This is a genomic window from Acinetobacter sp. UNC436CL71CviS28, assembly GCF_000620525.1.
Classification (GTDB): Bacteria; Pseudomonadota; Gammaproteobacteria; order Pseudomonadales; family Moraxellaceae; genus Acinetobacter; species Acinetobacter radioresistens.
Genome location: NZ_JIBB01000042.1, coordinates 1 through 26688, shown reverse-complemented (window position 1 = coordinate 26688; position 26688 = coordinate 1). Strand labels below are relative to the sequence as shown.

Below are 26688 nucleotides of genomic sequence, written 5' to 3'. Positions count from 1 at the left end.
AGACCATAAACAACGGATCGCTTCAACAATAAATTTCCAGAGGATTGAATCGATTTTGAGTTTTCTGTGACCACGTCTACGTCTAGCGAAGGTGTTATCAGAAGCATATCGAGCTTGATAAACGTCATTGATGCTATTTCTTTTAAGCTCACGATAGATCGTACTAGGATGTCTTTTAATGAGTTCAGCAAATTTTCTGGCTGAAAAGCCTTCTTTTCTTGACTCAAGCATTAATGCAGTACGATCTTCAAAGTTAAGATGATGGTATGACAATTTTATATACTCCATAAACCCTTTAAATTAATTAGGTGGTTTATGTCGCACTTCAAGTTTTACTCTGCCGTGGTTTTTCCCTTGAATTAAATAATAAGGCTTAACAATGCAAAATATTAATGAACATGACGTAGTAATAGCTTCTTGTGGAACTCAAGTTGGAAAGGTAGATCATTTAGAAGGCCAAGATTCAATTAAATTGACTCGTAGTGATGATGAAAATAATGAGCACCATGTCATCCCGTTAAGCTGGGTTGCCAAAGCAGAAAATGGTGAAGTTCATCTCAATAAGAATGCTGAAGAGGTTCACCAGCAGTGGAAGACTCTTCAGTAAAGGGTCGATTCTTAGTAAGTCAAACATAGTATTGCATAGGCAATACTATGTTTTTTTAAATTTATTTATTCAAAATTTGTAGATCCAGCCCGAAATCTACTTTTCTACTTTTCTACTTTTCTACTTTTCTACTTTGACGTGCGGTATTTACTATCTGGTAAATCTGTACTGACCATTTGCTGGCAGTTTACTGTATTACTTATAAGTATAGCTTCTGATTCTTCTGGTTTATTGCCCGGCGCAAAAATATTGATATAAGCTAAATCACTTGTACTCGAGATCCTAAATTTTAATCACTGACCAGCTTTGGCCCGGAAGGTATATTAACTATTATAGTATCTTGTAAAGCTACCTCTATCTAACAGTTGCGTTGTTAATATCTTTTTTGAACGATAAAGATAATCTGGTTTTCAGCAGCTTTGAAACTACAGGCAAACTGCAAAAAGAAATAAAAAAGCTAGGAAAGCAGAACCTAAGTATTTATTAATAAATATCGAAAGTCATTCTTATAGTGATGTATGTGAATATTATATCGCCAGAAAAATTACTGATCTTTATAGGTACATGGGCTATAACTGATAAATATGTATTTATAGTCCGGCACTAAAGTTAAGAATAAAGGGAAATATTATTTAAAAACCGATAAAGGAAATAGAAATTATAAAACAGAATTATTTATATATCAGTGATATAAATTTCTTTTACTCTTTATATTTTTAACGTATAAGTATAAAAGCAAATTACTTAATAAAGTCACTGCGAATTACTACTATATAAGGCTCATTCAGATGCATATAAGGATTTTAATAACTTTATTTATAGGTATGAGCTGTTTTTTCTACTGGACATACAATACCCGGAATAATTTTTTCGGCAAAAACGATGATATAAAAAGAATTGCAAAAGCCTCTTTTTATCCTGATAAAATGAGCACAGGCAAGAATTTTACCTTTGTAAAAGTGGGACCGGATGACAAAATTATTCTTGAGAAAGTGGAATTCGCTCAATAACATTTTCCTCTGAAGAGCCCCTTGTGAAAAATTAAGTATTCACTTTGGTTTATTATATTGAACTTGAATTTTATCTCACTCTTTTGCCATTTTGATCAATTATTAATTCACCATCTTCTTTACTAAATGCCTTACGTTGAGGTGCGGACAGTATATCTAGCACTATTTCTGAAGGCCTACATAGTCTGGTTCCAAGTTCTGTGACGACAAAAGGCCGGTTAATTAAAATAGGATATTCAAGCATCAAGGTGATTAATTGCTCATCTGTCCAATGTAATTTATCTAAGTCTAGCTCTTTGTAGGGTGCTACATTCTTGCGTATGGCTTCACGTACAGTTAGCCCGGAATTCTTGATTAATTGAATTAACTCTGCTTTTAAAGGTGGAGTCTTTAAGTACTCAATAATTACAGGCTCTTGCCCTGTATTACGGATTAGGGCTAATGTATTTCTAGAAGTTCCACATTCCGGATTATGATAAATTTTGATTGATTGAGACATAGGTTACTCGATCTCTTTAGTATTGTTTGCCTTTATATATGGATATACGTATATTCGCAATAGTAAATATTTGAGATTTCAAAAGATGGAACAGACAGATTTTTTTAAATGCCTTGCTGATTCAACACGTTTAAATATTTTAAAATTAGTTATGAACAGAGAAAACGTATGTGTATGTGAATTTACGGCACAATTAAAATTAAGTCAGCCAAAAATCTCTCGTCATTTAGCCCTGCTTAGAAACTTGGGAATACTACTGGATCAGCGTAAAGGGCAGTGGGTATATTATCGCCTGAACCCTGATTTACCAAATTGGGCACATGATATTTTAAAAATAATAGCATTAAACCCGATACTTAATCCCTTAACTTCAAATATTCCGGACTATTGTGAAGAGTAATATTGTGCCTGCTAAAATATCATTTCTGGATCGTAATCTTACACTTTGGATTTTTATTGCTATGGCGCTAGGCATAGCTATAGGAGTGTTTTTTCCGCAAGTCTCTGTGAACTTAGATAAGTTAAGTATAGATTCAATCAATATTCCAATAGCTATTGGTTTAATTCTGATGATGTATCCACCTTTAGCCAAAGTCGATTATGCAGCTTTGCCAGAGGTATTTAAAGACAAGAAAACGCTAATTTTATCTCTAGTTCAGAACTGGGTTATTGCACCAGTTTTAATGTTTGTTTTAGCGGTTATCTTTTTACCTCACTATCCTGAATATATGACAGGATTGATTCTGATTGGTCTGGCACGATGTATTGCAATGGTTTTGGTGTGGAACGGCCTAGCTTGTGGCGATAATCAATACGTTGCGGCCTTAGTCGCATTTAATAGCATTTTTCAAATCCTATTCTTCAGTACTTATGCCTGGTTGTTTTTGACTTTTTTGCCACCTTATTTTGGTATTGCGGGGCAAGTGATCAATGTTGATTTTTGGACTATCACACATGCGGTACTCGTGTATTTAGGTATTCCATTTTTTCTTGGTTTTATGACTCGCTTTCTTCTAGTTCGGGCCAAAGGTTTAGCTTGGTATCGAAATATCTTTTTGCCAAAGATCAGCCCAATGAGTTTACTGGCTCTATTGTTCACAATTGTGGCAATGTTTAGTTTGAAAGGAAATGATGTGGTGAGCTTGCCGCTGGATGTTTTGCGGATTGCAATTCCTCTGATCATTTATTTTATATTAATGTTCTTTATCAGCTTCTTTATGAGCAAATGGATGGGAAATGATTATCCAAAAACCACAGCCATTTCTTTTACAGCTGCGGGAAATAACTTCGAATTAGCATTAGCTGTTGCAATTGCAACTTTCGGCTTGGCGTCACCCGTGGCGTTTACTACCGTAATTGGTCCTCTGGTTGAAGTACCAGTGCTCATTATACTGGTGAGTGTTTCACTATGGCTGAAGAAAACCTGCTTTAAAGAAAAATAATTATTCTGAATTTCTTAATCTGAAATTAGCTTTACTTGATATTAATTAAGTAAGTAAGGATTACTGTGAGATATAAATTATTATTCTCGAGTTGTGGAAAATAATGAAGAACCATTAGATATATAAGTCTAAAAAATTTTTAAAGATGAATAAAAATTAAAGACAATAAAAAGCCCCGAAAAAGGGGCTTTTTATCACGTTATATTTATAAGTTATGCCTTATTTACACCAAAAGTTATATCATTTTTATGAAGCTTTGCTTTAGGAAAATAAAATTATTCTAAAATAATCTTGGTCCAGGCTTCATACATTTTTACAGCAGCGGAAAAATCACTATCGGGCTCTGCTGTCAGATTTGCTGCCTGAATCAGACTTTGTGTGAGCGCAAGAAGTGGGGCAGGTAACTTTGCTTCATTAACCAGATCTAGTGCTATTCCTGTATCCTTTGCAAGCAAAGGTAAAGCAAAGGTTAACGGGAAACTACGGTTTAATATTCGTGCGGGCAGTGCCGTTTCAGTGATGCCACTTTTACCACTTGAGGCATTAATACATTCAAGGGCCTGATTCAGATTGACACCATGGGCTTTTAAAGTCGTAAAACCTTCAGCTACTGACCATAAGTTCACTGCAAGTAACATATTATTCACTGCTTTCACAGCAAACCCAGCCCCTGAGTCACCTACATGTTTAATCAGCTTGCCAAAGGTCTGCATAGCTGGCAGGGCACGATCAAATACTGCAGCATCGCCTCCAACCATTATGGTTAAAGTGGCATTTTCGGCACCAATAGTTTGACCACTGACAGGCGCATCTAAAAATTCGATGTCCTTTTGTTTTAAACTCATTGCCAGCTCTTTTGCTGCTGCAGGAACACCACTTGTACAGTCTATCCATATAGCGCCAGCTTTAATATTTAATGAGTCAATAAGCTGCTTCACATCCTGGCTGGTAGGTAAACAGGAAAAGATAATATCTGCCTGTACCGCCTGATGTAGATCTATTGCCTGTGTACCGTACTCAGTTGCATGCTGTTCAGCCTTTTCAAAGCTGCGATTCCAGACATAAACAGTATCAAAATGTTTGGGTAGATGTGCAGCCATGCGGTAGCCCATTGCTCCAAGACCAATAAATGCCACAGTTTGAATCATAATGTATCCTTTATTCTTGATGAGCGTTGTACCAGCCATTCGGTCAATTTTGGCCAGAATTCATTGGCACTTGCCTGGCTTGACATTAAACCGATGTGCCCTCCAGGAATAGCAGTAAACGAAACATCTGCACTATTTGTCAATTGGCTAAGGGGTTGAATAGCTGCTTCTGTCACAATCTGATCTGTGGTGCCGGCACCTAATAGTAATGAGGACTCAATATTTTTTAAGTCAATTAACTGATCTTTTAAATGAATAATTCCTGTTTTCAGTGGATTTTTAAGCCAGACTTTAAAAATCATATCTTTATTGATTGCCCCAGGATAATCATTCATATGATTTAAAAATGTCTGCACCGTAGTGTGTTCTCGCAGAAATTTTTCATTGTCTATATATTTAAATAACTGAATACAGCTGTTTAACCAGCCCGCCGGATCAATTATTTTAAACCCCAAGGCATTGATAAAACCTGGTGTATGGATCAGCCCCTCAGGAATATTTTCAATACTGTGCCTGATTTTTGCATGTCTGGTAAGTAGCTGATTTACTGTTTCAAATAGCCTGCCAATCCGACCCGAAGCGTAACTGTCAATTGGGCTACCTAAAATAATCAGATTTTTAACATGACTCTGTTTCGCCAAGGCACTGTAGAGTAAAGCAAAAATACCCCCCATACTCCAGCCATGCAGGGAAATTTTTTCACTCTGCGAATGTTCACAGACAGTTTTAATATAGTGCGGCAAGCAATCATCAATAAAAAATAGAAAATCGCGATATCGGTCCTGAAATGTGAAGCTTCCCCAATCAACCAGATAAACATCAAAACCTTGCAGCTGAAAATGCTGTACTAAAGAACGGTAAGGATATAGATCATAAATCGCCATATTGACTGCCAGCGGTGCTACAAAAACTAATGGCTCCTTGTAGCGTTTATGAGCGGCAGCATAATAACGCAGCTGGCTGCCATGATACTTGCTGATTACCTGAAAGGGTGTGGATTGGGAAAGAACCAATGACTCGGGGTTAAGTACACGGCGTGAAAGATGAAAAAATCTGGTCTTCTGCTGTCGAATTCTGGCTTTTAAGGTAAACATTTTTGGCATTCATTTCTCATTTCAAAAGATTTGTATGAAGACTAAGCGATAATTATGCATTTTACCTTGACCAGAAATACTCTCGACGCTCAAAATGTTGGCAATTTCTATCAAGGGCAGTCTTGCGGACTGAGTCAGACATGAACCAACCAGACGAACCAGATTATCAAATTGACACTTTAGCTATTCGCACTGGCCATACACGCAGTTTTGAAGGCGAACATGGCGAACCAATCTTCCTGACCTCTTCATTTGTTTATGCCAATGCTGAGGAAGCAGCAGCAAAATTCTCGGGTCAGATTCCAGGTAATATCTACTCGCGCTTCACTAACCCGACAGTTTCTATGTTTGAAAAACGTCTTGCTGCATTAGAGGGCGCAGAACGTGCCGTTGCTACTAGTTCGGGTATGGCGGCAATACTGGCTGTAGTCATGTCTTATCTAAAGGCAGGTGATCATGTCATCTGTTCACGTGCGGTATTTGGTTCTACTGTATCGCTGTTTGAAAAATATGTTGCCAAGTTTGGTGTAACGGTAGACTTCGTTGATTTAACAGATACAAGTGCCTGGAAAGCTGCATTACGTCCTGAAACACGACTGCTTTTTGTAGAATCACCTTCTAACCCACTGGCCGAGATCGCTGATATTCAGTCTCTGGCAGATATTGCGCATAGCAATGGTGCTCTACTGGCGATTGATAACAGTTTTTGTACTCCGGTTTTACAACAGCCTTTAAAATTCGGTGCTGACCTGGTGATTTATTCTGCTACCAAGTATCTTGATGGTCAGGGACGTGCTTTAGGTGGTGCAGTGGTTGGCGGTCATCAACTGCTTGAAGACGTTTTCGGTATGGTGCGTACTTTAGGGCCATCAATGAGTCCTTTTAATGCCTGGATCTTTTTAAAGGGCCTTGAGACATTAAACCTGCGTATGAGAGCTCATACGGCCAGTGCTCAAAAACTGGCTGAATGGTTAAAACAGCATCCAAAAGTTGAAAAAGTCTATTATGCCGGCCTGCCTGAACATATAGGCCATGAACTGGCAGCCAAGCAGCAAAGTGGTTTTGGTGGGATTGTTTCTTTTGAGGTAAAAAAAGGACGAGAAGGGGCTTGGAAAGTCATTGATCAGACCCAATTTATTTCTATTACCGGTAATCTGGGCGATACCAAGTCTACTATTACTCATCCGGCGACTACCACGCATGGTAAATTGTCAGCAGAGGCGAAAGAAGCAGCAGGTATCCGCGAAGGCTTGATCCGGGTTTCTGTCGGCCTTGAAGACATTGATGATATTATTCGCGATTTATCGCGCGGTTTAGATTTAATTTAGCCATTTAAATTTTTTTGGAGAGTAATAATGAATATTAATATGTTGATGCAGCAAGCCCAGCGTATGCAGAAGGATGTAGAAAGTAATCTGAAAAAAGCCAAAGAAGAGCTAGCCCAGATGGAAGTACATGCAGAAGCGGGTGGTGGGCTGGTAAAAGTAAGCATGACATGCCGTAATGTAGTAAAGCGTATTGAAATTAATCCGGACCTTTTACAGGATGAACCGGATATGATCGAAGACCTGATCGCTGCTGCGATTAATGACGCTGCCCGTCAGGCAGAAGCAATTTCTGAAGAAAAAATGAAGAGTGCCAATAGTGGTATGGGCTTACCACCAGGCCTGGCCGGATTATTTTAAGGATTAATATTACGTGTTCAGTGAACGCTTTGATCAGCTTGTACAGGCATTGCGAATTTTACCTAGCGTTGGGCCGAAATCGGCTCAGCGTATGGCATTGCATCTGCTTATGAAAAATCGGGAAGGTGCATCAGGACTGGCTCATGCTCTAAATGAGGCAACTTCCTATATTCATGAATGTAAAGTCTGTCATTCACTGACAGAAAATGAAGTGTGTGATATATGTGCATCTTCTGAACGTGACGAGCAGCAGCTCTGTGTAGTGGAATCACCAGCCGATGTCATGGCAATAGAGCAAAGTGGCAGTTTTAAAGGTAAATATCATGTCCTTGGTGGTCACTTATCTCCACTTGATGGGATTGGTCCAGAAGAGATTGGTATACCTTATCTAGTCCGGCGTTTGAGTGAAGGTCATATTACAGAAGTTATTCTGGCGACCAACGCTACAGTAGAAGGCCAGGCGACAGCTCATTATTTGGCTGAAGCTACCAAACATTTGCCTTTGCATCTAACTCGAATTGCCCAAGGGGTACCTCAGGGTGGTGAACTCGAATATGTAGATAGCCATACGTTAAGCCAAGCTTTACACAATCGGATGCGAATAAAATAAGCACTTATAAGTGCTTATTTTATTTGTAATGGTAAAAAAACTGCATTTTGTCGTACATTCTGTCACTGGAAAATAGATATAACTATGACAATATAAAAAAACTCACTGCTAAATAAGGCTAATTCCAAAGTAAATATAAAAAATCATCTAAAATATAACCAATCAAATTGATTAGAAAATAGTTAATACGTATTAATTCTATTTAAAAACATTGAATTAATAAAGATTTAGACAAAAGACTAATAGTAGAAACCTATATATAAAATAACCCTAACTTGTTAATATGAACAAAAAATTACTGTTGAGCTCCTATGTTTCAGTTTATCGAACAGCAAACTGATTTAGAAAAAGTGCTCTACCTCATGGATCAACATCCGGTTTATGCACTTGATACTGAATTTATTAAAGTCGATACCTTTTGGCCTAAACTCGGTGTTTTCCAGATTAATATTGCAGAGCAGATATTTTTACTGGATGGTACAACTTTAGACCTTACAGCTTTCTGGAAAAAAGTTTATCGGGCCCAGCAAAATATTTTTCATGCCTGTAGTGAAGATATTGATCTGATTTATCATTATGCTGGCCCTTATAGCCTAAGCAATGTATTTGATACTCAAGTTGGCTTGTCTTTTTTAGGCCAAGGTTTACAGGTAAGTTATCAGAATGCTTTAAAACTTGTGCTTGATATTGATATTGAAAAAGATCAAACCCGTTCTGACTGGCTAGCTCGACCACTGACGGATGAACAGCTACATTATGCAGCAAATGATGTGTTGTACTTGGGACAGTTAGCCGAACAGATTAAAACTGAACTTAAGCAGAAAAACCTGTATGAGTGTGTACTTGAAGACTGTAAGCACCTGACCCAAGAAATTGCTGAGGAAACACCCCTACATTTACTGTATCAGGATGTGGGCAATTACCGGCATACACGTCGCCAGCTTATGCAGCTTCAACATTTAAGTGTGTGGCGTGAGCAAATGGTTAAGGCACTTAACCAGCCTCGTAGCTTTATTCTACGCAACTCAACCATGATTGATTTGGTCGAGAAAAATCCACGTAATAATTTCCAGCTGGCAAGTATTAAAGATATTCGTGCCGGTGTGGTACGTGAATATGGAAAAGTTATTCTGGACTTGCTGAAATTTTTGCCTAAAGCAGAAGAGTGGCCATTACGTATGGCTCGTCCCATCAAACAGGCCTCAAAAACTACTGCCGAGCAGGTAGATAACCTGATTCAAACAGTTGTTGAAGAGACTAAAGTACCCAAAGAGGTTCTACTGCGTAAAAAATGGATGAATTCTTTATATCAGCATGTCGTCTTTCATGGAGATGAGCAGAATTTGCCAGACTATCTGCTGGGTTGGCGCTATGAAATATTAACCAAGCCGCTTATCCAGATTTTACAACAGGATGAAAGCTATTTATCGACCCAGATGAAAGTAACAAATTAACTAAATATGAATTGACGAAGAGCGGCATATTTAAGTAAAAACACGACTGATGCGTTAATGATGGCTAATGTAACCGTCGTCTTTTTCATGTATGCTTTGATTTGAGTTTTATGAGTTCTGTTTCAAAAATGCATTGTGATATTTATAGATCTAGTAAGAAAGATGAGATGTACCTTTATATTGCACGTCCTGATTATTCAGCCGAGTCTGACTCTTCGGAACTTGATCCGCTTGAGATAGTGCCTGAAGTATTACGTCATGCTTTTGGGCGGGCTACTTTTGTAATGCATCTTGAACTATCTGAAACACGCCGTCTGGCTCGGGTAAATGTATTACATGTACTCGATTCCCTACAAACCAAAGGCTTTTTTATTCAAATGCCTCCAGAAGGTTTAATTAACCCTAATGCAGTAGAACCAGAGGGCTTGCGTGGTGCTTGATCAATTTTCAGGAGTTTGGAACAGTTTACTTTCGATGCTCGATTCAATTCCTGAAGATAGCATCGCTGTAACAGTTTATGGTCTTGGTACATTAATTATTTTATGGTGCTGGACTAATATCGCAAGACGTATTCTAGCGCCGGTTGGAGCAATTAGCTGGATTATCGTTTTTGCAATTCTGGTCACCCCGACTGTTTCAGAAGGGCCAAATGCTTCCATTGCGCCAGCAACCTTTGGGCTGATCTTTGGTGTACTCACTAAAGAGTACCCGCTTGTCTGGTCCAATCTGGCGGCTATTTTGTTTGTAATTGCGCTTGGCCTGCTAATCGGGTATCTGTGGACACGTTATACGGCACCCAAAAAGACTTCGCCACTTTAAGTAATAAAAATAAGGTTTAATTATGTCTTTGGATTCTCAAAAATTTTCTGGTACAGAGCAATATATTGCCACTGAAAGCCTTAAACTTGCAGTAAATGCGGCCCGTATTCTGCAAAAGCCGTTACTGGTTAAAGGAGAGCCAGGAACAGGCAAAACCTTGCTTGCAGAGCAGGTAGCAGCGAGTCTGGGTTTAAAGTTGATCACCTGGCACATCAAGTCGACCACTAAAGCGCAGCAGGGATTATATGAATATGATGCGGTATCGCGTCTGCGTGACAGTCAGCTTGGTGATGACCGGGTATACGATATTGCAAATTATATTAAGCCTGGGAAACTGTGGGAAGCATTTACCAGTGAAGAACGCTGTGTACTGCTGATTGATGAGATTGATAAAGCAGATATCGAATTTCCAAATGACCTGTTGCATGAAATTGATAAAATGTCATTTTTCGTATATGAAACGGGTGAGACAGTCACAGCAATTCAGCGTCCGATTGTGATTATTACTTCAAATAACGAAAAAGAATTACCAGATGCATTTTTACGTCGATGCTTTTTTCACTATATTGAGTTCCCGGATGAAGCTACCATGCGGGCTATTATCAATGTCCATTTTCCAAATATTTCGGCTACTCTGGTCAGTGAAGCCTTGCAGATATTTTTCAAGCTACGCCAGATACCAAGCTTGAAAAAACCACCTTCAACTTCTGAACTGATTGACTGGTTGAGCCTGCTGATGGCTGATGAAATGCCAGAAGATATTTTGCGACATCATGATAAGTCTAAGGCAATTCCGCCTTTATACGGTGCCCTGATCAAAAATGAACAGGATGTGCAGCTTCTTGAGCGTCTTGCTTTTATGTCACGACGTTAAGAGGCTCCTGCTATGTTCGTGCGGCTGTTTTATACATTACGCAAATATGGAATACCGGTGACTACCCGGGAGCTGATCGATTTAAATCAGGCAGTTGCGCAAGGGTTAGTCTTTGCTGATGAAGAAGTTTTTTATCAGCTGGCACGGATGATCTTGGTCAAGGATGAACGATTTTTTGACAAGTTTGACCGTGCCATGAAGGACTATTTTGATGGGATCGAAAGTATTGATCTGGATGAGTTGTTAAAACAGGTTCATAAACTGCCAAAAGACTGGTTTGATCTGGAGCTGCTTGAAAAACATCTTACTCCTGAACAGCGCGAAGAACTCAAGAAAGCAGGCTCACTTGAGGAGCTGATGAAAATGCTTGAAGAGCGCTTGCGTGAACAGCATAAAAAACATCAGGGTGGCAACCGGATGATTGGTACAGGGGGTACTTCTCCGTTTGGTGCTTACGGTGATCATCCTGAGGGAGTCCGTATCGGAGGGCCGGGGCGAAAGCGCTCAGCAGTTAAAGTGTGGGAACAGCGCAAATACAAGAACCTTGATGATGAGCAGATCCTTGGTTCGCGGCAGATGCAGCTGGCATTACGTCGTTTACGTAAGTTTGCCCGTACCGGTGCTGCCGAAGAGTTAGATATTGACGGTACTATTCGTGAGACAGCCAAGCAGGGGATTCTGGATGTACAGATGGTACCAGAGCGTCGTAACCGGGTTAAAGTATTGATGCTGTTCGACGTGGGTGGTTCTATGGATGCCCATATCAGTGAATGTGAAAAACTGTTCAGCGCCGCACGTACCGAATTTAAAACATTGGAATATTTTTATTTCCATAACTGCCTGTATGACTATGTCTGGAAAGATAACTATCGGCGTTCCTCAACCCGTATGGAAACGCAAGAGCTGTTTAATACTTATGCCAGAGATTATCGTGTAATTGTAGTTGGCGATGCCAGCATGGCACCTTACGAACTCAGATCGGTTGGCGGATCAGTTGAATACATGAATGATGAAGCGGGTGAAGTGTGGCTAAGACGCCTGCGTCAGCACTTCGATAAAACAGCTTGGCTGAACCCGGAGCAGGAAAGTTATTGGCATTATACTCAGACTATAGCCATGATTAAGGAAATTTTTGAAGATCACATGTATCCAATGACGCTTAAAGGAATTGAAGAGATGACCCGCTATCTGGCACGTTAATCTCCCTGTTTAAAAATGTATACAAGCTGGAACTTATTATGAATCATCAAATCAATGGCGTAGCTTTACCGGATGAACAGGGGTTCTTTGGTGAATATGGGGGCCAGTTTATTCCACCACATTTAAAACAGGCTATGGATCAGATTAATCTGGCTTATGAAGAAATACGCCATACTCCAGAGTTTCAGCAAGAGCTGGCTGATCTTTTTGCACATTATGTTGGCCGTCCAAGTCCATTATTTCATGCGAAGCGACTGTCTGATCAATTAGGCGGGGCACAAATCTATCTGAAACGTGAAGATCTGAACCATACTGGTGCCCATAAAATTAATCATTGTCTGGGTGAGGCATTACTGGCCAAATATATGGGTAAAACCAAAGTTATTGCCGAGACTGGAGCCGGGCAACATGGCGTGGCCTTGGCAACTGCCTGTGCATTGGTGGGTATTCCTTGTGAAATTCACATGGGGCAGGTAGATATTGAAAAAGAACATCCAAATGTTGTAAAAATGAAAATTCTGGGAGCAAAACTGGTCTCAGTAACGCGTGGTACTGCTACTCTTAAAGATGCAGTGGATAGTGCTTTTGAAGAATATTTAAAAGACCCTGATCACTTTATTTATGCGATTGGTTCTGTTGTCGGTCCTCATCCATTTCCTAAAATGGTCCGTGATTTTCAGTCTGTTATTGGAAAGGAAATTAAAGAGCAAACCCATGAGCGTTTTGGAAGTAATCCAGATTATATTGTTGCCTGTGTAGGCGGCGGCTCTAATGCAATTGGTGCATTTAGTGCATTTTTAAATGACCGGGATGTTAAATTAGTCGGAGTTGAGCCGGCTGGTCATGGTTTAGATACTCCTATGCATTCAGCATCTCTAACACTTGGTAAACCAAGCAAACTACATGGTATGGCCTGTTATGTGCTGGAAGATGAGCATGGTGAGCCACTACCTGTTCACTCTATAGCCTCAGGGCTGGATTATCCTGGAGTAGGGCCACAGCATAGTTACCTCAAGGATATTGGTCGAGTAGAGTACGCTACCGCCAGTGATGAGGAGTGTCTGGCTGCCTTTATGACGTTATCGCGCGTGGAAGGGATTGTACCTGCACTTGAAAGCTCTCATGCAGTTGCATGGGCAATTCGTGAGGCACCTAAAATGCCTAAAGAGATTCGGATTATTGTAAACCTTTCTGGCCGGGGTGATAAAGATTCAGATTATGTGGCAGCAAAACTGGGTCTCTAATCTTTACATTTTAAGATAATTAAACAGGTATCTTTATGTATACCTGTTTAATTAAGGGTTGTTAAAAGTTCTAAATTTAACCTGAAATGTATTGCTGTAACTGATCAATCATCAGACGCTGGTCTTCCATTGCAGCTTTGACCAGATCACCGATTGAAATCAAACCTACCAGCCGCTCGTCTTCAAGCACGGGTAAATGTCGCAAATGGCGGTCAGTCATCAGTTGAAGACAATCTTCTACAGTATTATTAAGACCCACGGTTAAAACCTTATTGGTCATAATTTCACTCACTGTGGTGTTATAGGAAGAGCGTTCCATTAATGCAACTTTACGGGTGTAATCGCGCTCAGACAAAATTCCAACGACACGCTGTTCATCAGTTACGATTAATGCACCGATTCCCTTGTTGGCCATAAGTGAAATCGCTTCAAGTATAGTAGCTTCTGGTGAAATAGTAAAAATGGCTTTTTCTGTTTTATTGTGAAGAACCTGAGAGACAGTAGTCATATAATGATTCCTTGGTATTACTTATCGTTTTAATTTAACTTAGCCTGATTTTTAGAAAATGCAAAGAGTTTAAAATAATCTCGTTAAAAAATGCTGAAAATGTATATCGAGATATACAGGTTTCAGCAAGCTTATCTTATGAATTCACTTTTTTAAAGTGCATCACAGTTTAATTCACTAAAGAAAAAATGACACATCTGATTGGCAGAAAGTTTAAACTTACGGTTAGATGAGTTAAATAGTGCTGGTGTAACATTCAGACGAGTTAATGTCGGTAATAGTGATTTCTGAAAGTCTTTCGGAGTAATACGGCGTGGCGTATAGTTTGGCCAATGTACCTGAGCATAACGGTGTGCCTGCACACCATTAAGCCAGAAAGGAAAGACATAGTCTTCCTGGTCTGATTTGATTGCCCAGCCATCATTATAAAGGCCCCAGACCACACCACAATACATCATTGTTTTTAAAATAGAGAGTTTAATTATAAGTTCTTTAGAAGCAGGTTGAAGTTGGCTATAAGTATTCATGATCATTCATGGCTATAAGAATTTCGAAGTCAGGCCTATTGTAAGGTTTAATTATGAAAGTACAGTTTAAGCTTTAGGTATATTCGGTAAGAAATTATTATTTTAAGGTATTAAAAAACGCCACCTAGGTGACGTTTTGTTAAGCCTGCATCGTGGCCATCTTTTGCCAGTACTGAGCTTTTAAGGAATCCCGTTCTACACGGAAACCCTGGTAATAAAGCTCGGCAAGGAAAAGGGCCGCTTTACCATGACCTGCACGAGCAACTTCTTCTAGCTGCTGTACAGCCTCGCTAAAATTCATTTGAGACTGTATTGTATTTACAGCATTAGCGTACACATGTTCTAAGTCATGATGAGAGATATTTTGAATCATAGTAAACTCCTTATTGTAATTATGATTGCGAATATAAAAGACAAATTGTCTTAATATTAAAATAACAAATCTATGTGAAACTAATATTACATTAGTCTTAACTTGTCAATGTACATATTGGGTAAAGATTCTGTTTTTCAAGCTTACATGTTTAAACATTAAACAAAAAATGTTTTTATTAGAATGAAAAAGAAAATTAGATAAATAAGAGGACAATAATTATGGCTTCCACAATAATAGCGGATACTTCAACTGTCAGTAATGAAAGATATAATACCCTTGATGGTTTGCATTTTGACTATCCTCCAACTGAGCAGCAAATTGTCGCACTGGCACATGCTCATCGGCGTAATCTGGATGCGGCATCATTAGATCAGAACGTACATTTGGGGAATTTTTGTTTGAAACAGCGCAAGCATGTTTATGATTTTACTCGGCAGTATGAATATGATGACCGTGTACGCTTTTACTCAATTTATAATGGAGAACTTTTACGTATTGCAGATGAAGACGACCTGCATCCGGCAGATTCAGAACGTGGAGTCGGTATTTTTGCAATATTTGTAGTAATGGCGATTGTTGCTGCTGTGCTCTACTACACGGTAATCCGGGTAGTCTTTTACTGAGCATTGATATGCAAATAGTGAACCGGTCTAATAATATACAGCTTGCGCTATTATTAGACCACTTTACTTGTACTTTTACCTGCGAGCACTTTAAACTACCTGTTATTCGAGGTAGGTTATGCTCATATTTCCACATAGTTTCCAGAAAATTAAAGCAGTTCTAACACTAGATCGTATCTATGATATTTTTGTACTGCTTGTTATGGGCCTAATTTTTTTAATGGTTTGTATTGGTCTATCTCGACCTGTTGCCACCAACCAATATCAAAATATTTTAATACTTTCAAAACAGGCTGTTCATCCCAAAACTCAGAAAATGGCTCTTGAACTATTACAAACTAAAAAGATTCAGCGCATCTATTATCTTAAATTGATGCGGGCGTATCAGTTTGAACAGACACAGGTGAAGCATTATCCGGCACAGGCGGCAGAGGATTTGCGCTAGGTATAGGTTTAGAAGCCGCAGGCGATGTTATCTGTGAATTCAGGTTTTGCTCTAAAATGCTCTGTATAGCCTGTTTGTCCAAGGTTTCACTCACAATAACTAAAGTCAGATTTTCAGGATTTAAATGTAATTTTACGGCCTTTTCTACATCCTTGGTGGTCAGATTAGCCAGCTGTTTGGAATATTGAGTCAGATAATTGGCAGGTAGACCATAAAACCCGATAGCACCTAACTGTGCATTCATGCTGGCATTACTGCTGAAATTCATTGGAAATGCGCGTAATATGCCTGCTTTAGTTTCTTCTAGCTGTTTCTGGTCAAGTGGCTGTTGAACAAAATCAAGCAGCGTTTTGTGCGCAACCCGGATACTGTCTAGCAGCTGGTCTTGACGGGTGGAGTAGCTAATATTAAAGACACCACGGGCTTGAGTTGAGTTTATTGTGCTATAAGCGCCATAGGTATAACCACGTTTTACCCTTAACTCACGCATCAGTAGCGAGTTAAAGCCGCTTCCTCCCAGCATCTGGTTAGCAACTTCTAGGGCGAGTCTGTCTGGATCAAAACGGGTAATGCCCAGTTGGCCCATGCTGACATGAGCCTGTGATGAATTAAATGGAATATGTTGAATATTAAAACCGTTGTGCTCTTCCGGAACAGGAAGTGTTGGAGCTCTTTGACCTTGTGGTAAATTTCCTGCAATACGTTCAGAAAGTTTAAGCGCTTCCCGCTGATTGAGTTTACCCGTAATAGCAATATTCATATTCTGTGCTACTAAAAAAGTGTCTCTAAAAGCTCTCAGGTGTTTAGTGGTGATTTTACTAATACTACGCTGGGTACCTGGAGTGGGTTCTGCATAAGGATGAGTCCCATACAAACTCCGATAGAAACGTACATCCCGCATTCTGCCTGGATTCTCTTGAACCTGTTTCTGACCTGCCTGGGTATTGTTTAAAATCAGCTTAATGCCTGAATTATTAAAACTGGAGTGATTCAATAGATGAATCATCATTGCTAAAGCTGGTTCAAGCTTTTTTGGATCTGATAAAACCCGCAAGCGTACAATAAACATATCGCGATAGGCATTTATACTGAACTGCGCACCAAGACGCTCAAAAGTATTTGCAACCTCTTGCGCAGTATAAAACTCTGTGCCTTCATCTAGCAGATTAGCTGTCATATTTGCTAATCCGTATAATCCTTTTTCTATACTTTCATCTCTTGCCGAACCTGCATTAAAGGTGAGTTGTATATCTATGATAGGTAAATCTTGTGATTCGACGAACAGACTACGGACCTTATAGCGATTTGTCAGATCATGTACATAAGGTGCCTGATATTCCTGCTTCTTAGAAATGCTGCGTAAGCTTTGTAAGGTAGAAAGAGAATATAGTTTACTATTATCCTGCTCAAAGTCAGCTTCCTGTAAATTGACTTCAGCAATTGCCGACAAACTTAGAGAAAGGCTGGCCATTAATAAAGGCATACGTAGATGAATCATAGCAATCCTTTCTTTATTTTGAATCTTGAGGAAGCGGAGATAAATAAAGCGTACTCAGATTTTCACGGACAAAATAGGCATTTGCAACTCGCTGTATATCTTGTGGCGTCACTGTTTCATAGTGCTGTGGCAGTTTATCCAGTAAGCGATAACTTAAGCCATTAATCTCCAGATTCCCGATCATTTTAGCTTGCCCAGCGATATCATCTTGACTGTAAATTAAACTAGATACGAATTGTGTAATTACACGTTCCAGTTCATTGGAATTCACCGCCTCAGTTTTGAGCTGATCCAGTTCTTTCTGTATGGCTTCTTGTGCCTCTTGGAAACTGACTCCATCTGCAGGTAAGGCTGTAATATTAAAAAGAGTATCTCCGCGGTTATAAGGATCATAACTTGCACTGACAGCAGTCAGTATTTTTTTATCCCTTACCAGCCGGTTCTGTAAACGTGAAGAAATACTGCCATCAAGTAGGGACTGAATAATGGTAAGGGCATAGGCATCCTGAGGATTTTTGGCAGTTTTTAATGAACGGACATTCCAAGCCATATACAGGTTATTAATTTGGACCGGAAGAGAAAGCTCCATATGTCGATAACCTGGGCGGTCAAATTCGATGACATCATTACGTTCTGGTGTTTTACGTGCAGGAATTGACCCAAAATATTTTTCTACCTGCTTTAAAGTTGCTTCCACATTTACATCGCCCACTATAATTAAAATAGCATTGTTAGGGGTATACCAGTTGTGATACCAGTTCTTCAGGTCATTTAACTGAATATTCTGCAGATTTTTCATATAGCCAATTACGGGCTGGCGATAATGACTTGTAGGATAGGTAATCCATTTAAATCGTTCAAAAGCCAAAGTTCGTGGATTATCATCAGTACGTAACCGGCGCTCTTCCATGATGACTTTAATTTCTGGCTCAAAGTCTTCCTGTTTAAGCACCAGGTTAGTCATACGGTCAGCTTCAAGTTCCAGTGCGAGTGGTAAATAGCTTTTCGGATAAAGCTGATAATAGTTGGTATAATTGGTAAAGGTTGAGGCATTAACACTACCGCCATAAATGCGGCTTAAACGGGTAAACTCATTATGAGGTACTTTGGTTGTTCCCTTAAACATCATATGTTCTAAAGCATGTGATATACCTAGCAGATTACCAGACTCATCACTACTGCCGACCCCATACCAGATTTGGGTCATTACTACAGGTGAACGATGGTCCTCTCGAATAATAACTTTTAAACCGTTGCTTAATGAGGTTTCTACAGTTGTTCTGGAAAGTTCAGTCGTGGTTTGAGCCTGTAGGGTTGTAGATATCACCACTGTACCAGCCATAATGCTTAAAGATATAAAAAGAAAAGGAGAGATAGATTTAAGATGTTTTTTGAACTGTCGTGTAACTTGAGACACTATTATTTCCGGTCAAGTATGTATAATTTTGTTCTATTGTTCAAAAAACAGGGCTTTAACGCAAGCCATAGTTGTTGAGTTTTGGTTGAGACTTAGCCTAAGCATCATGCGCGGTCAGGAATCTATGCTAAACTCTTTCTTTTTTAACGCGATGCTTTTCAAGGAATCGGCATGCAACAGCAATCTAATGTGCAAAATAAATTCTTGATTGATTCTGATATCGGGGATGACGATGTCACTTTACCTAGCTTACCTGCTGTTGACGTTCCCATTATTGATACTCCAAAACAAGAACAACCTGTCACTGCCAGTATTCAGAGTGTAGAGGCAGATGAAGAGAAATCTAAAGGCAGTTTTTTTAGCCGGATGAAACAGGGGCTGACTAAAACCCGTAAGAACTTGGCAGATGGAATGGTCAATATCCTGATCGGGGGTAAGGAAATTGATGATGAGTTGCTTGAAGAGGTTGAAGAGCAATTACTGGTTGCCGATATTGGTGTAGAAGCAACCAAGACAATTATTAATAATTTGACTGAGCGGACTGCTCGGGGTGATTTGATTTACTCACATTCACTTTATAAAGCTTTACAAGAAGAACTGGTTGCCTTGCTTGCGCCGCGTGTTAAACCCTTACATATTGACCCGAATAAAAATCCTTATGTGATTTTAGTGGTAGGTGTAAATGGTGTAGGTAAAACCACCACGATTGGTAAGCTGGCTAAGCGCTTACAGGGAGAAGGCAAGAAAGTTATGCTGGCTGCGGGCGATACTTTCCGTGCGGCTGCAACTGAACAGTTGCAAATCTGGGGGGAGCGTAATGATGTTCAGGTGGTTGCGCAGGGACACGGTGCCGATAGTGCATCAGTTATTTTTGATGCTTTCGAAAGTGCTCGTGCTAAAGGAATTGATGTGCTAATCGCCGATACTGCAGGACGTTTGCACAATAAAAGTAATTTGATGGAAGAGCTTAAAAAAGTTAAGCGTGTTATGCAGAAAATTGATGCGACAGCTCCACATGAAATTATGCTGGTTGTTGATGCTGGTACAGGCCAGAATGCTATTAATCAGGTGCAAATGTTTGATGAAGCTGTTGGTTTAACCGGTTTAACTATTACCAAACTTGATGGTACTGCTAAAGGTGGTGTGCTGTTTAATATTGCAAGTCGTACTCATGTACCAATCCGATTTATCGGGGTAGGCGAAAAAATTGATGACTTGCGTCCATTCTCTGCCAAAGCTTTTGTTGCTGCTTTATTTGAAACTGATAAGTGATCTGGCTTATATCTTAAAGAACTCCGCTAAATGCGGAGTTCTTCATTTTTTAAAGTATAAAATAATAAATCTGCTTTATTTTAGAGTCAGAAATAAAGAAATTTAAGAAATTTTTAAAGTATTGTTCCAAAAATAAAACACTATGTTATTGATTTAAGGCTGACGTTATTCCCGGATTCTTATAAACTGATTTTAACAAACAACAGATTATCTGTCTTTAAAGTACAGAAAGGACTAAAATTATGTCATTTATGAATCACGTTAAAAATCGTCGTACAATTTATGCAATTGGTAATAATGTCAACGTAAACCAGGCAAAAATCGAAGAAACAATTCGTGAGGCAATCAAGCACAGTCCATCTTCATTCAACTCACAGTCTTCCCGTGCTGCGATTCTGTTTGGCGAATCTCATACCAAATTCTGGGAAATTGTACGCGAGACTTTACGTAAAATCGTACCGGCTGAAGCATTTGCAGCAACTGATGGGAAAATCAGCAGTTTTGCAGCAGGTTATGGCACAGTTTTATTTTATGAAGATCAGGATGTAGTTAAAGGCTTGCAGGAACAATTTGCCGCCTATGCAGATAATTTTCCAGTGTGGTCAGAACATTCTACTGCAATTGCGCAGTTTGCTGTCTGGACGGCTTTATCTGAACAGGGTATTGGAGCTTCACTACAGCATTATAATCCAATTGTAGATGAAGAAGTCGCCCAAACTTTTGGTATTCCGGCAAGCTGGAAATTACGCGCTCAACTGGTATTTGGTTCAATTGAGGCTCCGGCAGGTGAAAAAACTTTTATGGATGACGCAGCACGCTTTAAGACATTTAACTAAACTTTCTAAAATTGAAAAAGAGTACCTGTAGGTACTCTTTTTTTATTTTAAACATATAGATCATTCTTAATAAATTAAAAGAAAAACTTAGCATTTAATAATTTAATCAAAATTAAAATCTAAGGTTCAAGATGTCATAAAATAGTCATAAATGCATAGCATAGTGCAGCTAGAATTTAGATATAACATGTAGAGTACCTATTATGCTTTCAAGGTTGTTCATTGCAGCTTTAATATTTTCACTAGGAAATGTCGCATATGCTGCAGTAACTATTGCAGCGCCAGAAGTTATTGATGTATTGGCAGTAAATGATCAGGAAGTAAAAAATAACTTTCTACGTTCACAAGAAAGTACGTATGAAATTGATGCAGGCAAGGCAAGTTTAAGCATACGCTATAGGCAGTTCTTTCAACATTTAAATGGCGAACATGACATTCTGAAATCAGGTGTGGTAACCGTTCAGACACCAGATCTAAAAGATGGTGAAACTTATACTTTGGCATTGGTAAATCCACCCCAGTCTTTTGAAGCAGCAAAAATATATGCAGCTCAGCCAACAGTGGCTTTATATAACAGCAAAAATGAACTGGTCGTGCAACAGACCGGTGCAAATACTGAAGCTAAACCTTGGTTAGGTAGCGGTTTGCTAGGACGCAGTTTTGATTTGACCCAAAAGCAGATAAAGCCATCAGTTCATCAGCCTGAGCCTACTTATACTGCTTCAATTGTAGATACAGTAAAAACTGCTATGACCAGTAGAAACACTCAAACAGATCAGCAGTTAATTGAACTCTGGAAAAAAGCTTCTAAAGCAGAGCGGCAAAGTTTTATGAATTGGATAGCCGAACAGGCGCAATAAAAAAGACCTCAAGATGAGGCCTTTTTAAAATAAGAATTTACTACTGAAGCAGCCAGATATAATAGCCTAGTAGCATAAGGGGCCAAGCGATAACTGGGCTAAACAACCATTTCCATAACCAAAAACGGGGCACAAACCCTACGCCATAAATAAATCCCCCTGAAATTCCTAACATAATCAGCATGATCATACGATGGTTATACTGACCATGCTGATCCAGCATAAGTGCAGGATGGATCAGCATAATGGCTGCAAGTGGCAATGCCAACAGGAAAGAAACAGCCATAATCAAACGATGAACGGTAAGCCTCATTGATGTTGTCATTACTACAGCCATGCTATTACTCCTCATCCAGATTTTGATGATGTTCGATATAGAGCGCGCTGAGCACACCTGCAAAACAGGCCATCAAGATTCCTAAAATCCACGCGAAATACCACATAAGCATTCTCCTGATAAAACTTAGTACAAGCTGTGTGAATTGGCTTTGATGTGTTTGTTGGTAATCACGCCCCACATTTTGTAATAACACCAGGTGGTGTAACACAAAATAATTGGAACAAAAATACAGGCTGCAACAGTCATTACAGTGAGTGTATTTTTACTTGATACTGCATCCCACATGGTCAAGCTAGCGACAGGGTTGATGCTTGAAGGCATAAGGAATGGGAACAACGCAAAACCAGCTGTTAAAATGGCACCAATCACCATGAAGGATGTGCCCAGGAAGCTTAAACCAGCTTTGGCTTTCGCAGCAGCTACAATCACAATCAGGCTTCCCAAGATTGCCATGATCGGTGCCATCATGGTGATTGGATAAATTGAGTAGTTATTCATCCAGCCATGGTTGCCATTGGTAATCACTTCTTTGGCAAGAGGGTTTGCTACAGCGTTAGTGTCAAATGGTTGAGCTAAAGTATAGCCTTCAATATTACCGAAATATAACCATGCTCCAGCGCCCAAGAAGCAGACTAAGAATACTACGCCCATCAATTGAGTTGCTTTAGCAGAGCGTGCATGCAAGTCGCCATCAGTACGAAGCATTAACCAGGCACCGCCATGCGCACTTAGCATAGATAAGCTGACGATACCGCAAACTAGTGCAAATGGGTTAAGTAGGGCAAAGAAGCTACCAGTATAAGTTGAACGTACGGTTTCATCTAAAGTAAATGGTACGCCCAGGAACATATTACCGAAGGCAACACCGAAAACTAAAGCAGGAACTGCACCACCAACAGCTAGACCCCAGTCCCAAGAGTTACGCCATTTTTTATTCTCAAGTTTAGAGCGGTAGTCAAAACCAACAGGTCTTAAGAAAAGAGCGAACAGTACGAGTAATAATGCCCAGTACATGCCCGAGAAGGCTGTTGCATATACCATTGGCCATGCAGCAAAGAGTGCACCGCCAGCTGTAATGAACCAGACCTGATTGCCGTCCCAGTGAGGAGCAATGGTATTGATTGCTGCACGACGTTCTTCATCATTTTTACCTACAAATGGCATAATTGCCATGGAGCCCATATCAAAGCCATCGGTGAGCGCAAAGCCAATCAGCAGCACACCAACCAAAACCCACCAGATTATTTTGAGGAGTTCGTATTCAATCATGATTGGGCCTCTCCAGATACGTGTTGTGGAAGAACAATATCATCTTGCTCGGCATTTGATTTTTCAAAATGGTATTTGCCAGTATGTAAAGAACTTGGGCCTAAGCGAGCAAATTTAATCATCAAGTACATTTCGATAATTAAAAGTACGGTATAGAATGCTGCAAGTGCCAGGATTGAACCCCAAATGTCTCCAGTGCTTAAGCTTGAAGCAGAGAGGTGTGTAGGTAGAACTTCACCAATTGTCCACGGTTGGCGGCCACCTTCAGCCACATACCAGCCAGTTTGTGTAGCAATCCAAGGCAGTGGCAGGCCGTAAAGAGCAAATTTAAGCAACCAAGGTTTGTTTTCTGCATTGCGTTTAGCCACTGCATAAGTTGCAAGAATAAATAGAAGTAGCATGAGGAAACCTGATGCAACCATGGCACGGAACGAGAAGAACAGGGCAGTAACGTTGGGAATTGTATCCTTGGTTGCTGCTTTGATGTGCTCTTCAGAAGCATCTACAATATTGGGTGAATATTTTTTCAGAAGCAGTCCGTAACCCAAGTCTTTCTGGTTTTCTGTAAATGAAGCCATGAGTTCTGGAGAACGGTCACCTGCACGAAGTTTTTCAAGTTCAGCATATGCAGTCATACCATTACGGATACGAAGCTCATGTTGAACCATGAGATCCTTCAGACCTGTTACTTCTTTATCAAGAGAACGTGTTGCAATAATACCCATCACATATGGAATTTTGATGGCATAGTCAGTACGCTCTTCTTCCTGATTTGGAATACCAAATAGTGTAAATGGAGCAGGTGCCGGATGAGTTTCCCATTCTGCTTCAATTGCAGCTAATTTGGTTTTTTGTACATCGCCAAGTTCATAACCTGACTCATCGCCAAGCAGAATCACTGAAAGTGTAGAGGCTAGACCAAAGATTGCAGCAATGGCGAAAGAGCGCCGTGCAAAAGGCAGATCACGTTTTTTGAGCAAGTAGTAGCTTGAGATGGCTAAAACGAAAACCGCACCAGTCACATAACCTGACGATATGGTATGAACAAACTTAACCTGGGCTACAGGGTTGAAAATTAGTGCGCCGAAATCAACCAGCTCCATACGCATGGTTTCAAAGTTGAACGCTGCGCCTACCGGGTTCTGCATCCAGCCATTGGCGACTAAAATCCAAAGTGCCGACATGTTGGAACCGAGCGCCACCAGCCAGGTCACGCTCAAATGCTGAACTTTGGAAAGTCGGTCCCAGCCGAAGAAAAACAGACCGATAAACGTCGATTCAAGGAAAAATGCCATCAGACCTTCAATAGCAAGTGGCGCACCAAAAATATCACCGACATAATGTGAATAGTACGCCCAGTTTGTACCAAACTGGAACTCCATGGTTAAGCCTGTCGTTACACCTAAGGCAAAGTTAATACCAAAAAGTTTTCCCCAGAATTTGGTCATATCCTTATAAATTTCTTTGCCAGAAATCACATAGGTGGTTTCCATAATGGCAAGAATAAAAGCTAAACCAAGAGTAAGAGGTACAAATATAAAGTGATACAACGCGGTCATGGCAAACTGAAACCGCGAGAGATCGACCACGCTTTCTGAAATCATCAACGTGTCTCCTTAAATTGAGAGGGAGTACCGGCAATATGCTCGGCAACTTGAGTGTCAAAGTTCTTGGGAATTGTTGGAGAATCGAACCAGATATTCTTAATAGTAATTAAAATTACAATCTTGATTATTAAAATAAGTGTAATTTCTCTAACTATACGCTGGTTAAAATTTTTGGGAGTTAAGCTCATGGAAATAAGCCTATTTAAATACCTGTCTATATTATTAACCAAATAAAAACAAAAAATAAATACTTAAAACAGTTAAAATAAAAATATATTATTAAATAATTATAAATCAATAATTTGAAAATAAAAAAATAATTTTTTATTTAATAAAAATAAAGTTTACTAAAATGGTTAGATTAAGAATTTTATAATTCCGACTAATTTAGTTTAATTAATAATTAAATCAGATTAAAACAGTTGTATTTATAAATTAAAGTAGATTAAAAAACTTGGGATTAAAAATAAAATTTATTAATTATTTAGTTTGGATTAACAGTATCCTGTAAGTAAGGAAGTCAAAACTAATAAATAACCAATATACTAGATATGTGTAAGTCAACACTTATACAAAAGCTACTGGTATATCCATAGAATAAAACTCAGGCGATAAAGGAGATAAAAAATTAAATACTCATAACAATTAAAAGGTCCTATATAAAAGCATAAGGCGGCTACATACTTTCATGTATATTGGCGAGAGAGAAATGTAAAACTATGACAAAAATCAGCTGTAAAAAGCTATTTCCTAATGACTATTAGCTATAATTAAGTAAGAAATTAAGAAAATAGTTTTTTAATAATAAGGAAATGGTCACTACTCACTAAATTGATTGCTACTTTATTTTGAGTTGAAAGAAATCTGGTTAAGAGCTATTTAAGGTGAGTTAGATTTAAAAGTTTAAAATTACTTTTTAGTTTAAAAAATAGACACTCGTTAAGAGGGTGATGAAATAGGGGTTGCAAGGTTTTAAAAACTGTATAGAATACGCTGCATCCCGACGCGATTAAGACAAAGATCTTCACTAAAGGGTGAAGGTAGTGGTTCTTATTTGCGTTAATTCTGTCTCTGACGAAGAGCAGAAAGATCATTAAGAGAGTATGAAGAACAACTTGTGTGGATTTTTACTGGTTGATCGATCGAAATAATTTTCATTGATTGAATGGTAGAAATTTCTCGAAGTTTATTTGAGTAAATTTTTAGTCAGAAGATTAATGAGCCAGAATTGGTACCTTGTCTATAAATAAGGTACAAATGATTTTAACTGAAGAGTTTGATCATGGCTCAGATTGAACGCTGGCGGCAGGCTTAACACATGCAAGTCGAGCGGATGAAGGTAGCTTGCTACTGGATTCAGCGGCGGACGGGTGAGTAATGCTTAGGAATCTGCCTATTAGTGGGGGACAACGTTCCGAAAGGAG

Annotated in this window: 31 protein-coding genes and 1 rRNA gene; 18 read left to right on the top strand and 14 right to left on the bottom strand. The window is 39.3% G+C overall.

All coding sequences use genetic code 11. From position 1 onward, the window contains the following. The coding region (locus tag N518_RS16870) for a helix-turn-helix domain-containing protein (protein ID WP_155519718.1) at window positions 1-231 on the bottom strand (231 nt) is incomplete at its 3' end. A 148-nt stretch (window positions 232-379) separates the two neighbouring features. On the opposite strand from N518_RS16870, the gene N518_RS0113085 reads away from it, so the two are divergent. Further along, window positions 380-607 (top strand): DUF2171 domain-containing protein, encoded by a 228-nt coding sequence (locus tag N518_RS0113085; protein WP_005020120.1) that lies wholly within the window; start codon window positions 380-382, stop codon window positions 605-607. Window positions 608-1687: 1080 nt separating this feature from the next. Here the strand turns inward: N518_RS0113085 and arsC are convergent. Then, on the bottom strand, window positions 1688-2116 hold the full coding sequence (gene arsC / locus N518_RS0113075; RefSeq protein WP_005026096.1) for an arsenate reductase (glutaredoxin): 429 nt from the start codon (window positions 2114-2116) through the stop codon (window positions 1688-1690). Window positions 2117-2201: 85 nt separating this feature from the next. On the opposite strand from arsC, the gene N518_RS0113070 reads away from it, so the two are divergent. Both N518_RS0113070 and arsB read left to right on the top strand, forming a co-directional pair. Further along, window positions 2202-2516: a metalloregulator ArsR/SmtB family transcription factor gene (locus N518_RS0113070; RefSeq protein WP_005026093.1), complete on the top strand. Its 315-nt coding sequence runs from the start codon at window positions 2202-2204 to the stop codon at window positions 2514-2516. Window positions 2517-2577: 61 nt separating this feature from the next. Continuing rightward, window positions 2578-3558: an ACR3 family arsenite efflux transporter gene (gene arsB / locus N518_RS0113065; protein ID WP_051005732.1), complete on the top strand. Its 981-nt coding sequence runs from the start codon at window positions 2578-2580 to the stop codon at window positions 3556-3558. Between the two features lie 275 nt (window positions 3559-3833). On the opposite strand, the gene N518_RS0113060 is transcribed toward arsB, so the two are convergent. Both N518_RS0113060 and N518_RS0113055 read right to left on the bottom strand, forming a co-directional pair. Next, entirely contained in the window at window positions 3834-4706 is an 873-nt protein-coding gene (locus tag N518_RS0113060) for an NAD(P)-dependent oxidoreductase (RefSeq protein ID WP_005026091.1), read from the bottom strand. Next, the gene (locus N518_RS0113055; RefSeq protein WP_005026090.1) at window positions 4703-5809 is read right to left on the bottom strand and encodes an alpha/beta fold hydrolase; all 1107 of its coding nucleotides are present in this window, start codon (window positions 5807-5809) and stop codon (window positions 4703-4705) included. The genes N518_RS0113060 and N518_RS0113055 overlap by 4 nt, the downstream gene beginning before the upstream one ends. Before the next feature lie 131 nt (window positions 5810-5940). Here N518_RS0113055 and N518_RS0113050 point away from each other — a divergent pair, with 131 nt between their 5' ends. The 9 genes from N518_RS0113050 to trpB all read left to right on the top strand — a co-directional run bounded on the left by N518_RS0113050 (window position 5941) and on the right by trpB (window position 13686). Then, the gene (locus tag N518_RS0113050; protein WP_005026089.1) at window positions 5941-7128 is read left to right on the top strand and encodes an O-succinylhomoserine sulfhydrylase; all 1188 of its coding nucleotides are present in this window, start codon (window positions 5941-5943) and stop codon (window positions 7126-7128) included. Window positions 7129-7155: 27 nt separating this feature from the next. Continuing rightward, entirely contained in the window at window positions 7156-7485 is a 330-nt protein-coding gene (locus tag N518_RS0113045) for a YbaB/EbfC family nucleoid-associated protein (protein WP_005026087.1), read from the top strand. 13 nt (window positions 7486-7498) lie between these two features. Then, complete coding sequence (recR, locus tag N518_RS0113040) at window positions 7499-8095, top strand: recombination mediator RecR (RefSeq protein WP_005020133.1); 597 nt, start codon at window positions 7499-7501, stop codon at window positions 8093-8095. Window positions 8096-8406: 311 nt separating this feature from the next. Beyond that, window positions 8407-9549: a ribonuclease D gene (locus N518_RS0113035; protein ID WP_005026084.1), complete on the top strand. Its 1143-nt coding sequence runs from the start codon at window positions 8407-8409 to the stop codon at window positions 9547-9549. A gap of 128 nt (window positions 9550-9677) precedes the next feature. Continuing rightward, on the top strand, window positions 9678-9989 hold the full coding sequence (locus tag N518_RS0113030; RefSeq protein ID WP_005020136.1) for a YcgL domain-containing protein: 312 nt from the start codon (window positions 9678-9680) through the stop codon (window positions 9987-9989). Between the two features lie 34 nt (window positions 9990-10023). Next, the gene (locus N518_RS0113025) at window positions 10024-10368 is read left to right on the top strand and encodes a hypothetical protein (RefSeq protein ID WP_016801309.1); all 345 of its coding nucleotides are present in this window, start codon (window positions 10024-10026) and stop codon (window positions 10366-10368) included. 22 nt (window positions 10369-10390) lie between these two features. Continuing rightward, a complete protein-coding gene (locus N518_RS0113020; RefSeq protein ID WP_005020138.1) occupies window positions 10391-11242 on the top strand; it encodes an AAA family ATPase in 852 nt (283 codons plus the stop codon). A gap of 12 nt (window positions 11243-11254) precedes the next feature. Beyond that, window positions 11255-12442: a vWA domain-containing protein gene (locus N518_RS0113015; RefSeq protein ID WP_005026079.1), complete on the top strand. Its 1188-nt coding sequence runs from the start codon at window positions 11255-11257 to the stop codon at window positions 12440-12442. Window positions 12443-12480: 38 nt separating this feature from the next. Then, complete coding sequence (trpB, locus tag N518_RS0113010) at window positions 12481-13686, top strand: tryptophan synthase subunit beta (RefSeq protein ID WP_005020146.1); 1206 nt, start codon at window positions 12481-12483, stop codon at window positions 13684-13686. A gap of 76 nt (window positions 13687-13762) precedes the next feature. Here the strand turns inward: trpB and N518_RS0113005 are convergent, their stop codons facing one another. The 3 genes from N518_RS0113005 to N518_RS0112995 form a co-directional block, all read right to left on the bottom strand. Continuing rightward, complete coding sequence (locus N518_RS0113005; RefSeq protein ID WP_026444365.1) at window positions 13763-14194, bottom strand: CBS domain-containing protein; 432 nt, start codon at window positions 14192-14194, stop codon at window positions 13763-13765. Window positions 14195-14346: 152 nt separating this feature from the next. After that, window positions 14347-14721, bottom strand: a complete 375-nt coding sequence (locus tag N518_RS0113000) for a DUF2750 domain-containing protein (protein ID WP_005020148.1) — start codon at window positions 14719-14721, stop codon at window positions 14347-14349. Window positions 14722-14860: 139 nt separating this feature from the next. Beyond that, window positions 14861-15094, bottom strand: a complete 234-nt coding sequence (locus N518_RS0112995; RefSeq protein WP_005020149.1) for a hypothetical protein — start codon at window positions 15092-15094, stop codon at window positions 14861-14863. Window positions 15095-15315: 221 nt separating this feature from the next. Between N518_RS0112995 and N518_RS0112990 the strand changes: the two genes are divergently transcribed. Beyond that, window positions 15316-15720, top strand: coding sequence for a hypothetical protein (locus N518_RS0112990; RefSeq protein ID WP_005020150.1), 405 nt, complete (start codon window positions 15316-15318; stop codon window positions 15718-15720). Window positions 15721-15838: 118 nt separating this feature from the next. Beyond that, the gene (locus tag N518_RS16865; RefSeq protein ID WP_005026072.1) at window positions 15839-16165 is read left to right on the top strand and encodes a hypothetical protein; all 327 of its coding nucleotides are present in this window, start codon (window positions 15839-15841) and stop codon (window positions 16163-16165) included. On the opposite strand, the gene N518_RS0112985 is transcribed toward N518_RS16865, so the two are convergent. Together N518_RS0112985 and N518_RS0112980 are read right to left on the bottom strand one after the other, a co-directional pair. Then, window positions 16086-17663: a M16 family metallopeptidase gene (locus N518_RS0112985; RefSeq protein WP_005020152.1), complete on the bottom strand. Its 1578-nt coding sequence runs from the start codon at window positions 17661-17663 to the stop codon at window positions 16086-16088. The two genes, N518_RS16865 and N518_RS0112985, sit on opposite strands and share 80 nt — an antisense overlap. A gap of 13 nt (window positions 17664-17676) precedes the next feature. Then, window positions 17677-19005: a M16 family metallopeptidase gene (locus N518_RS0112980; RefSeq protein WP_016801307.1), complete on the bottom strand. Its 1329-nt coding sequence runs from the start codon at window positions 19003-19005 to the stop codon at window positions 17677-17679. A gap of 246 nt (window positions 19006-19251) precedes the next feature. On the opposite strand from N518_RS0112980, the gene ftsY reads away from it, so the two are divergent. The 3 genes from ftsY to N518_RS0112965 all read left to right on the top strand — a co-directional run bounded on the left by ftsY (window position 19252) and on the right by N518_RS0112965 (window position 22048). After that, window positions 19252-20352 (top strand): signal recognition particle-docking protein FtsY, encoded by a 1101-nt coding sequence (gene ftsY, locus N518_RS0112975; protein WP_005026067.1) that lies wholly within the window; start codon window positions 19252-19254, stop codon window positions 20350-20352. 242 nt (window positions 20353-20594) lie between these two features. Further along, window positions 20595-21188, top strand: a complete 594-nt coding sequence (locus tag N518_RS0112970; RefSeq protein WP_005026066.1) for a nitroreductase family protein — start codon at window positions 20595-20597, stop codon at window positions 21186-21188. Between the two features lie 203 nt (window positions 21189-21391). Beyond that, window positions 21392-22048, top strand: coding sequence for a DUF2057 family protein (locus N518_RS0112965; RefSeq protein ID WP_005026064.1), 657 nt, complete (start codon window positions 21392-21394; stop codon window positions 22046-22048). 40 nt (window positions 22049-22088) lie between these two features. Here the strand turns inward: N518_RS0112965 and N518_RS0112960 are convergent, their stop codons facing one another. Genes N518_RS0112960 through cydP form a run of 5 tightly spaced genes read right to left on the bottom strand, consistent with a single transcriptional unit; the run spans window position 22089 to window position 25452 of the window. Beyond that, a complete protein-coding gene (locus N518_RS0112960) occupies window positions 22089-22385 on the bottom strand; it encodes a cyd operon YbgE family protein (RefSeq protein ID WP_005020161.1) in 297 nt (98 codons plus the stop codon). A gap of 4 nt (window positions 22386-22389) precedes the next feature. Further along, complete coding sequence (cydX, locus tag N518_RS16860) at window positions 22390-22491, bottom strand: cytochrome bd-I oxidase subunit CydX (RefSeq protein WP_000270276.1); 102 nt, start codon at window positions 22489-22491, stop codon at window positions 22390-22392. Window positions 22492-22511: 20 nt separating this feature from the next. After that, window positions 22512-23657 carry a cytochrome d ubiquinol oxidase subunit II gene (gene cydB / locus N518_RS0112950; RefSeq protein ID WP_005026061.1) on the bottom strand — a complete coding sequence of 382 codons (1146 nt, stop codon included), beginning with the start codon at window positions 23655-23657 and terminating at the stop codon, window positions 22512-22514. Next, a complete protein-coding gene (locus N518_RS0112945) occupies window positions 23654-25261 on the bottom strand; it encodes a cytochrome ubiquinol oxidase subunit I (RefSeq protein ID WP_026444364.1) in 1608 nt (535 codons plus the stop codon). The genes cydB and N518_RS0112945 overlap by 4 nt, the downstream gene beginning before the upstream one ends. Continuing rightward, the gene (gene cydP / locus N518_RS0112940) at window positions 25261-25452 is read right to left on the bottom strand and encodes a cytochrome oxidase putative small subunit CydP (RefSeq protein ID WP_005026050.1); all 192 of its coding nucleotides are present in this window, start codon (window positions 25450-25452) and stop codon (window positions 25261-25263) included. The genes N518_RS0112945 and cydP overlap by 1 nt, the downstream gene beginning before the upstream one ends. A gap of 1076 nt (window positions 25453-26528) precedes the next feature. On the opposite strand from cydP, the gene N518_RS0112935 reads away from it, so the two are divergent. Continuing rightward, a 16S ribosomal RNA gene (locus N518_RS0112935) occupies window positions 26529-26688 on the top strand; the annotation flags it as partial.